General features: G+C 37.8%; 5 protein-coding genes. 4 read left to right on the top strand and 1 reads right to left on the bottom strand.

The window, feature by feature from the left end; genetic code table 11:
• Positions 1-228: 228 nt before the first annotated feature.
• Positions 229-1,113, bottom strand: coding sequence for a hypothetical protein (locus tag HXN26_RS10665; RefSeq protein ID WP_273161221.1), 885 nt, complete (start codon positions 1,111-1,113; stop codon positions 229-231).
• A gap of 580 nt (positions 1,114-1,693) precedes the next feature.
• On the opposite strand from HXN26_RS10665, the gene HXN26_RS10660 reads away from it, so the two are divergent.
• From HXN26_RS10660 to HXN26_RS10645, 4 genes are all read left to right on the top strand, one after another.
• Complete coding sequence (locus HXN26_RS10660) at positions 1,694-1,903, top strand: hypothetical protein (RefSeq protein WP_024999810.1); 210 nt, start codon at positions 1,694-1,696, stop codon at positions 1,901-1,903.
• 27 nt (positions 1,904-1,930) lie between these two features.
• Positions 1,931-3,790, top strand: coding sequence for a hypothetical protein (locus HXN26_RS10655; RefSeq protein WP_273161219.1), 1,860 nt, complete (start codon positions 1,931-1,933; stop codon positions 3,788-3,790).
• A 701-nt stretch (positions 3,791-4,491) separates the two neighbouring features.
• Positions 4,492-4,668: a hypothetical protein gene (locus HXN26_RS10650; protein WP_273161217.1), complete on the top strand. Its 177-nt coding sequence runs from the start codon at positions 4,492-4,494 to the stop codon at positions 4,666-4,668.
• Positions 4,669-4,700: 32 nt separating this feature from the next.
• A complete protein-coding gene (locus tag HXN26_RS10645; RefSeq protein WP_273161215.1) occupies positions 4,701-6,680 on the top strand; it encodes a hypothetical protein in 1,980 nt (659 codons plus the stop codon).
• Positions 6,681-6,814 lie beyond the last annotated feature (134 nt).

Raw genomic sequence — 6,814 nt, 5'->3', positions numbered from 1 at the left:
TGGCATTTGACAGTCTCCAGAGATTCTTAAGAGGGAATTAACTGAATTACCCTACATTATGTTTTTGTAGCGTTTTCTTTACAAAGTTATGACGATTTCGGCATGTAACAACTTGGGGAATATGGGGACGTGGTTCGTTGCATGCCATAAAATTATACAACCATTTTGCTTACCCCTAACTGTTGGTTATACCTCCTGGAAAACAGCCTTTTATAAGTTTTAAATATATTATTCGTCTGATGAAATAAAATATTCGTTGTTGGTTTTAATATCAAGCCAACCTTCTATACCATCTTTTTTAATGTAATAAAACGAGAGGGTGCGTTGCTCTAACTTGTCGTACACAGGTGCTGTATTACTCGGGAAAAGTCCCACTTTGCCATCTTTGTAGATATAAACACAACCATCGGGGCGCATAATAATTGAGTCGTGAACTATCGGAAGCAATGTTTTGCCTTTGATATTCAGGACAGGATAGGTTAAAAGAGTCTTTTTATAATCACTAATTTTCTTTTCTGTTCTCTTGGGGTTTACATCCTTTGGCTGCTTATAATTGTAGGCAACGATACCATATTTGCCGTTTCTCCCTACTCTTATCCACTCTTCATGCATTTCTATGTCGCCACGGATACTACTATTTTCATCACGTTCAAATTCCTTATCTCCTGTCAAGAAGGAAACAAAATCGGTAGGTTGGCAATCTGAAAGTATAAAGCGTTCATCTTCTTCGTCGGGTGCTCCTGGCCCAAAAGTATAGATTTGCAACTGATAAAGTCCTTTGCTTTGCTGCAACGTATATCTCCAATGAGCAACTGTACCACAATAAAACACATGTCTTTTAGTGGGATTTGCTAACTTTTTGCCCTTCATATCACAGTAGTAAGGCCCATTTTCGGTCAATACTTCTATGCATCTTGGATTACAATCCTCTACTTCTCGAGTTACTAATACTTTAGGGTTATGCTTTGTTTTATTATCGTTTTGCTTGCTTGTAACATGGTTATCGCTGTTCTTTCTAATAATGAAGCACTCATTATCGTTAACCATATTCATGGCATAAAGACTTGCTGTACTGAAGCAAAAAAGTAGTAAAAAGAAAATAGTTTTACGCATAAGTTTATGTATTATAAAAACAAAGATAGTGTTTTAGAAAGAAAAACGCAACTTCTTTAAGAAACTTTAAAACTATAAGACAAAATATTTCGAAGTATGAAGATAGTACCAAAAAGGCACTAAAGAAGGCTACATTACATTTAAAGCAAGAGGGAAAATAAAGCGATATAAATGTAAAGTTTTATTCAAGCTACAACTATCGTGTAACAATTTGACTTACAACGCTTTACAATACCCCTTGTTTTGCATTGCAAAAGAGCCTGTTTTGCTCGGCAAAAGTGCCTATATTGCAACGCAAAACAACCGCTTTTGCAACGCCAAACAACTTTTCTCGCTTTTTGCATGTACTTCTTTTACAAAAAAAGAAGTATTTTGTTGCTGTATTTACGCACTGTTTTTCATTTTAAACTTGACCTGTATCAAAAAATGTTCCAGTATATTGAATTTTGCAAAATAATCTCGTTTTATTTATTGCTATTCGATAAATAGTGTGTAACTTTGCACCCACTTAAATAGAAAAATGCATAGATTGTGGTTTTATAGTTAGGATAACCAAATCTGAATTTAAAGGAAAAAAAGTATGAAAGCATCAGTAAAGGCTCAAAAAGAAACTTATCTTCAACCAGTTTGCACCATCATTAAGATGCAAACTGAATCACACATGATGGTTATTAGTGCAGGTACTACAAACCCAAAGGAGGGAGGAGACCCAACAGGAGGCAACGGAAACACACCTAATCCATTCGGTGCGTCGCCTTCAAAATTCCAGTGGTTCGATGAAGAAAACTAAGAAGTATTTAATAAGATTGATAGAAACATGAGAAAAAACATCTTTTTCCCCGTAGCTTGCATCCTTATGTCAGCACCCTTATTGACAGGATGTAATGACAGTATTGAGGACTCTAACGAAGACTATTCAACTGTTTACACATATAATTTAGTTGCCGATGCATCAGATGTACAGGCAAAAAGTCCTGTAAGTCGTGTCTTAATAGAAGATGCACAACACAATCTGACATCTAAATGGGCACCAAGCGACAAAATCATGGCTTATGTATTAAACGATAATCTTAAAGCCAACGATTACAGCCAGATATCAAATGTATCAACTGGTTCGCTCAATCGATTTGATGGCGACATCTCTTCAAGAAATCAGATTACAACAAATAGCGAGATAGCTTTCTTCTATCCAGGTAGCGCTTTAACTGGTAATAATAAGACAGCTATACCTGTTACGGCTACAGCAAGCGGACAAGAAACTTACCATGACGAGGCTAATAAGACGCAAGAGCTTGTTGAACTAAACCTTACACGCCAAGATGGCACTGCAGAAACCATTGGTAAGCATTTCGATTTCCAGTGGGCAAAGAAGCAACCAAAGAGCATTAACGGCAAGAAAGTTACCTTAGATATTGGTAACATGAAGCGTATCGTTACAATCTGGGGCTTGCGTTTCACTGATAACAACAACACTCCACTTGCAAATATCGACTCTATCTATATCTCAAACGTTAAGGGTAGCGATGTTTTCAACCTTAAAACAGGTGCATTTGTGGACAATAATCCAACTGACGAAAGAACAAACATTGTGCTAAAGCCTGCCCAAGGCAAGAAGCTTAGCTCTGTTGGTGGAAACTATACCTATGCTGCATTCATTCCAGGTAGCTATACCGATGTTGTGGTTATAGCTTATGTGGGCAACAAATGCTATTATAAGGAATTTAGTTCTATTGCTTTCGATGAGGATAAAATATATCGAAGCGACCTCTTAAAGATGGAAGAAGCTAAGCAAAAACCTTTTGTTGAGGTGCAAGGAATAAAGTGGGCAACAGGTAACTTCATTCATTATAAAGAAGGAAGTCAAGAGTATTGGGGTATCGCTCCTACGCAATGGTGGATATCACGCCGTGCCGTTCGCTTAGGATCTAACCGCAAACCAGTAGCTTCTGGAGGCACTTTGCAATCGTCACAGTTTGAAGACGGACCTACTCAGACCGATGATGATGTCGATCTTTTCCGTTTTGGAGATATTGAAAATGCACTAAATCTTAGATCAGATAAATTCAAAAGTGGAAAAAAAGATATTGTGAAGAAGTTCTTTGTGGGCGATGGTCCTTTAAGACCAGAAACCTCTGACCGCACAAAAGCGAAATATGGAGACCTTGTTTGGTACCATACAATGAACAACCACAAGAAGTATCGCTACCCTACTAAAGCTGAATTACAAACATTATATAATAATGCGAATGTAGAACCAGCATACTGTTATACTGACAAAGGTACGATTGTGTATGGCGCCTACTTTACAACCAACTCTCAAAGTGGAACAAATAGGGTTAAAGCGTTCCCTACAGGCGTAAGAGCATACGATAAATATAAGAATGTTACAGGACTAATTCGTGTTAATAAAGGTTTATTCTTGCCTATTACAGGTAGACGAATATTAGGTAATAACCACATTGGACTTAGAGATATGACATGGGGTTCTGGAGCGTATGGGCAATATTTGCAAGGTGAAGCTGGGGGGCTTGTTCAAGTAGAATTTTTCTTTTTTGGACCAACACAATGGAATTTTAATTATTCTGGAAAGGCTCAAGCCTCTGCTATCCGCCCTGTCTTAGACAGCGACGATGGTCGAGAAGACAGAGCCTTCGCACCATTTGCCAATGTGAAATAATAGCAGAAAATGGCGATTTAAGGCTTCATTGAAGCACAAGAAAGTAACAAACGCAGTGCTTTTATAAGCTTAAAAGCATTCTAAAATATTCCCACCATAGTAGGATATCTGTCCAACTATGGTGGGTTTTCTATATGCTTATATTTAAACAATTAAAGAAATACACAATAATAAACATATAAGAACTTTACCGCACACACCTATTCTAAAGCCTGTTAATGGCGACTAACAAACAAGCAAACACCTTATTCACACCCCATAAAATTGTAAATATTTCTTCAAACGCACCTTGATGTGTAATAACCTTATTACCAACACTTTACAATACCCCTTGTTTTGCATCACAAAAGAGGCTGTTTTGCACGGCAAAAGTGCCTATATTGCAGCGCAAAACAACCGCTTTTGCAACGCCAAACAATTACGATTACTTTTTTCTTCTGTTTATTTTACAAAACCAAATCATTGTTGTTAGTTCTCTTAATAATAAATAATGTGTTTTCTTATCCTATATTAAATAATTTCATATAATACTTAAAATTATACAAAACAATCCTTGTTTATTTCAAAGAAAATACATAACTTTGCATCGGATTACATATTTTAAACTATACTTAATAAATAAACTATTTACAAAAAAGGCTTAACAAAGTCAATAAAGTAAACTTAATCCTTTTTGGATAACATTTAAACGACATATCATTATGAACAGAAGACATTATGTTATGCCCGATTGCAAAGTCATTCGGTGCATGGAAGAGGTAGCTATTCTTGCAGGAAGCCCTGGTGATAAAAAGACAACAAAAGACGATCCAACACACGGAACACCTGGCGCAGACGAAGAATTGGCAAAGCCTACAACTTGGGATTTAGATTATTAGGATAACAATTATTTTGGTAAAACAAAAAAACAATGAAAAAGAACATATTGAAAGCTACAACCGTAGCGATATCGTTGTTCGCAGTAGCAGCCTGCAGCGATACAGAAGATATCAATGGTGGCGTTACAGAACCGCAAAGCTACTCTTATAATGTTAGCTTGAAAGTGGATAACGAAAACGCTGGTGATAATGCAAATTCAGCTAAAGCTGTTTCTCGTACGCTCGGTCTTGATGCCAACAACGATGTAGTATCGAGCTGGGCAGCAAACGATAAGATCTTCATTTACAACCTTGAAGACAACGAACAGAGTACTGAATCTACTTACAGTATGGTAACAACACAAGATGCTGGTGGCCATACTGCAAACTTCAGAGGCGAAGTTAAGAGTAAAAATCCTATTAAACAAGGAGATAAGCTTGCTCTCTTCTATCCTGCAACAGCGCTCGAAGACAAGCAAACAGTAGAGCAAGTAGATCCAAATATCGTTAATGAGAAAGACGGAGAGGTGGATCTTAATTACCATTCTTCGGAAATAGACGGTCAGAAAGTAAAGATTAAGAGCACTGTTTCGCTTAATATGAACGAGCAAGATGGTATGCTTTCTACTATCGATAAGAAGTTCGACTATAACTGGGGTACTGCTACTCTCGCTAAAACTCCAGCAACCAGCAATGACATCGAACTTACTTCAACTCTCCAACGTAAGGTTACAATATGGGGAATGAAGTTCAAAGATAGCAACGGAAATGCGATTACAAACATCAAATCGGTAAAGATAAATGGTGTTTTATCGTACGATGTACTTAACCTTAAAGATGGTTCGTTTGTTGGAACAACCGACGAAAAGGAGTACAATATCAATGTATCGATAGCTAATAGTTCTGAACTTAGCAAACAAGGTGGCTATGTTTGGGTAGCATTCATTGGTGAAAACAAGTCTACTGAATTCACTGTTACTGTTTATACACCTAACAAAGTTTATACAAAAACAGCTACTAAGATATTCAATATAGGCTACGACTACCGCACAAACATTACTGTAAAAGATATCATAGCAGAGCCTTATGTTGAAGTTAATGGCACTAAATGGGCAACAGGTAACTTCATTCATTACAAGACAGGCACACAAGAGTATTGGGGTATAGCTCCTGCGCAATGGTGGATAAGCAACTATGCTGATGCACCAACAGCTGATAACAAGGTTGGAACTCAAGCTATTAAGTACGATGCAGCTAATCCTGGCTCGCAATTCTGGTACATTGGCACCAGCAGTGGTAAGTACACACAGAACCCTAACGACCTTGATCTCTTCCGATATGGAGATATTGTAGATGCCTTGACCCTTACAAAGGCACTTGCTTACGCTGGTTTCACAGGAATAGAAATTAGTGGTAAATATTATAAAGGCAGACTTTATCCTAACATTAACAAAACTAACGATAGAAGTCAAGCTACGTATGGCGACATAGTAAAGTACTGGACGGAAGACGGAAACCATAATTACTATTATGCATATCCTAATAAAACGCAGCTTGAAGCGTTGCTTAACAGTACAACTTTCGTACCTGGCTACTGCTATACAGATAAGGGTAATAAAATATATGGTGCATACATCAGCGACAAACCATACATAGGCTCAAGCGCTAAGTTCCCTACTGGTAAGAAGTTGTGGAAATATCAAGATGTTACAGGACTTGTTTTGGCTAACAAAGGTTTGTTCTTGCCAATAGCAGGTAACCGCGAAGATGGCAGCTCAAGCTTGGTTTATCGCTACGTTGGACAGGGTAGTGAGTTCCATGCTATATACTGGTCTGACCATGGAACAGCTACTTCAACCGGAACAGGCCTCAAATTTGGTTCGCGTTCTAAGAAGTGGGCAACTCCACAAAGACAGGCAGCATCTTGTATTCGCCCAGTTTATGTAGGTGAAAATATTTCTGGCAAGCCTGTAGATGCAGCAAACTTTGCTCCGTTCAATCATATCATTACAACAACAGCAAGGTTGTATTAAACTTTTGGGATAGGTTAATACTAATCCCGAACACCACCACACAGTGCAGAAAGATGTTTGAACTTAACACTTTCTGCACTTTTTGGCGTAATGGACATTTGGTAGGCTGAAAGCTCACGGAACGCTTTTATTTA

It is taken from the genome of Prevotella aurantiaca (assembly GCF_015262605.1).
Lineage (GTDB): Bacteria > Bacteroidota > Bacteroidia > Bacteroidales > Bacteroidaceae > Prevotella > Prevotella aurantiaca.
This window is presented reverse-complemented; position numbering and strand designations above follow the sequence as displayed.